This is a genomic window from Nocardioides sp. (assembly GCF_047607185.1).
In the GTDB taxonomy this organism is placed as follows: Bacteria; Actinomycetota; Actinomycetes; order Propionibacteriales; family Nocardioidaceae; genus Nocardioides.
Genome location: NZ_JASGDQ010000057.1, coordinates 1 through 2,631 on the forward strand (window position 1 = coordinate 1; position 2,631 = coordinate 2,631).

Annotated in this window: 4 protein-coding genes; all 4 read right to left on the reverse strand. The window is 70.0% G+C overall.

From position 1 onward, the window contains the following. Positions 1-443 (reverse strand): translation initiation factor IF-2 N-terminal domain-containing protein (locus QM595_RS05880; RefSeq protein WP_415170600.1); only part of this gene is annotated, 443 nt, incomplete at its 3' end. A gap of 120 nt (positions 444-563) precedes the next feature. Next, positions 564-830, reverse strand: a complete 267-nt coding sequence (locus QM595_RS05885; RefSeq protein WP_415170603.1) for a YlxR family protein — start codon at positions 828-830, stop codon at positions 564-566. 97 nt (positions 831-927) lie between these two features. After that, the gene (gene nusA / locus QM595_RS05890) at positions 928-1,908 is read right to left on the reverse strand and encodes a transcription termination factor NusA (RefSeq protein ID WP_415170601.1); all 981 of its coding nucleotides are present in this window, start codon (positions 1,906-1,908) and stop codon (positions 928-930) included. Then, positions 1,908-2,372 carry a ribosome maturation factor RimP gene (gene rimP, locus QM595_RS05895; RefSeq protein ID WP_415170602.1) on the reverse strand — a complete coding sequence of 155 codons (465 nt, stop codon included), beginning with the start codon at positions 2,370-2,372 and terminating at the stop codon, positions 1,908-1,910. The genes nusA and rimP overlap by 1 nt, the downstream gene beginning before the upstream one ends. Positions 2,373-2,631 lie beyond the last annotated feature (259 nt).

Here is a 2,631-nt window from a genome sequence, read left to right on the forward strand (position 1 = left end):
CCCGGGCGCGGGCCCGGAGTGGGCGCCTTGGGGGCCGGTGCCTTGGGGGCCGCCGGCGCGGCGGGGGCTGCGGCAACGGCCGGCGCCGCCGGAGCGGCGGGCTTGGGCGCAGCCGGCTTGGGGGCCGGTGCCTTGACGGCGGGCTCCGTGGGCGGCGCGGCGGCTGCCGGGGCGGGCGCCTCGGTGACGGGGGCTTTGGGGGTGGGGGCCGCCTGGGCGGCAGGGACGGGGGCGGCCGCCTTGTCCTGGGCGGGGGCCTGGTCGGCCGCCATCTTCGCCTTCAGCTCGGCGCCGTAGGTCGCCTCGAACTTCTTGACGGCGGGCAACTCGATGCTGGACGAGGCGGTCTTGACGTACTCACCGATGGCGGTGAGCTTCTCGAGGGCTTCCTTGCTCGGGATGCCGTACTGCTTGGCGAGTTCCGAAACTCGGGTCTTGGCCACGATTCTCCTTCTGGCCACAGACCCTGCTCGGGTGACTCTGTGACCTTAGTGGTGGGTGAACACGCTCATCGGGAGTTACTCATCGAGTGCTCATGAGCTGTTGCTCCGATTCCTGGATAGTCACGATTGGTTGGTGTGGGCTGCCACGAACTCCCCCACCGGTCCACTGGAGCACCCTCCCTCGAGCCGCAGGGCTCGGGTGAAGGCCTTCCGCCGCACCGCGAGGTCATAGCAGTCGGACGTGGGGTGCAGGTGTGCACCCCGGCCCGGCGCGGTGGCCCTCGGATCCGGCACGACGACCAGCCGGCCGTCGACGTCGGAGCCTGCGACCACTCGCAACAGCTCACTCTTGGCGGCCCGCTTCCGACACCCGACGCAGGTCCTCATCGGACCGTTGTCGAGGGAGTTGTCCTGGCGAGCCACCAAGCGACGACTTTACCGGGTCATGGCCGTCGAGCACGAACCGGCACTCGCGTCCGGCCGGTCATGGGGCGGGGTTGGGCTCTTCGTCGGAGCGGATGTCGATGCGCCAGCCGGTCAGCCGGGCGGCGAGACGGGCGTTCTGGCCCTCCTTGCCGATGGCCAGCGAGAGCTGGTAGTCCGGCACCACGACCCGGGCGCTCTTGGCGTCGGCGTCAACGATCTCGACGGAGTTGACCCGAGAGGGCGAGAGTGCGTTGGCGACCAGCGTGGCGGGGTCGTCGGACCAGTCGACGATGTCGATCTTCTCGCCGTGGAGCTCGGCCATCACGTTGCGCACCCGCTGGCCCATCGGGCCGATGCAGGCGCCCTTGGCGTTGACGCCGGGCTGGGTGGAACGGACCGCGATCTTGGTGCGGTGGCCGGCCTCGCGGGCGATGGCGGCGATCTCGACGGTGCCGTCGGCGATCTCAGGCACCTCGAGCGCGAACAGCTTCTTGACCAGGCTGGGGTGGCTGCGCGAGAGCGTGATCTGCGGGCCGCGCATCCCCTTGCGGACGCTGGTGACCAGGCACTTGATGCGGGTGCCGTGGTCGTAGGGCTCGCCGGGCACCCGCTCGGAGAGCGGCAGCAGCGCCTCGATCTTGCCGAGGTCGACCAGGACGTCGTCGGGGTTGCGGCCCTGCTGGATGACGCCGGAGATGATGTCGCCCTCGCGGCCGGAGAACTCGCCGAACTTGATGTCGTCCTCGGCGTCGCGCAGCCGCTGCAGCATGATCTGCTTCGCGGTCGTCGCGGCGATCCGGCCGAACCCGTCGGGGGTGTCGTCGTACTCCGCGAGGACGTTGCCCTCCTCGTCGGTCTCGGCCGCGAGGACGCTGACGTGGCCGCTCTTGCGATCGAGTACGACGCGGGCGGTGGGCTGCGCGCCGGGGGTCTTCTGGTAGGCGGTCAGCAGCGCCTGCTCGATCGCCTCGACGAGGACGTCGAAGGAGATCTCCTTCTCTCGCTCCAGCTGCCGCAGGATGCTCAGGTCGATGTCCATCAGTCGTCCTTCTCTGGGTTGAACTCGATCTGCACCAGCGCCCTCTTCACCTCGGCGTAGCCGACCCGGCGTGGCGTGCCGGCGACCTCGACGGTGGCGCTGTCGTCGTCGGAGCCGGTGATCCGGCCGACCACGGTCTCGCCCTCGGCGGTGACGACCTTGACCAGCCGGCCGGCGTTGCGGCGCCAGTGGCGCGGCAGCGTCAGCGGCCGGTCGACGCCGCGTGAGGTGACCTCCAGGGTGTAGGGACGCTCGCCCATCACGTCGGAGTCGTCCAGCACCGTGTTGACCAGGCGGGTGGCGTCGGCGACGTCGTCGAGAGTGACGCCGCCGTCCTTGTCGACGGCGACCCGCAGGACCCGGCGCTTGCCGGCCGGGGTGATCTCCACGGCCTCGATGTCGAGACCCAGGGAGGCGAGCGGCTCGGCCAGTTCGGCGGCGACCCGCTCCTGGATGTCACTCATGCCGCCACCCCTCGCTGCGCTCGTGGCCGGCGTGGTGCCCGCGGTTCGCTCACAAGCTCGCTCACGGCGACCACCTCCCTGTCCTGTTGTCTGGTGCAGTTGTGTCGCACAGCCTATCGGTTGAACGCCCCTTTAGCCTCGATCCGTGGACCGGCTGGGGCGATCGGGGTCTGACTCGGCGGGGCTGACGTAGAAGTGCCTTCTGGGCAAGGAGAATCGAGATTGTCGAGATCCTGATCCGCCCGCACGCAGAAGGCAC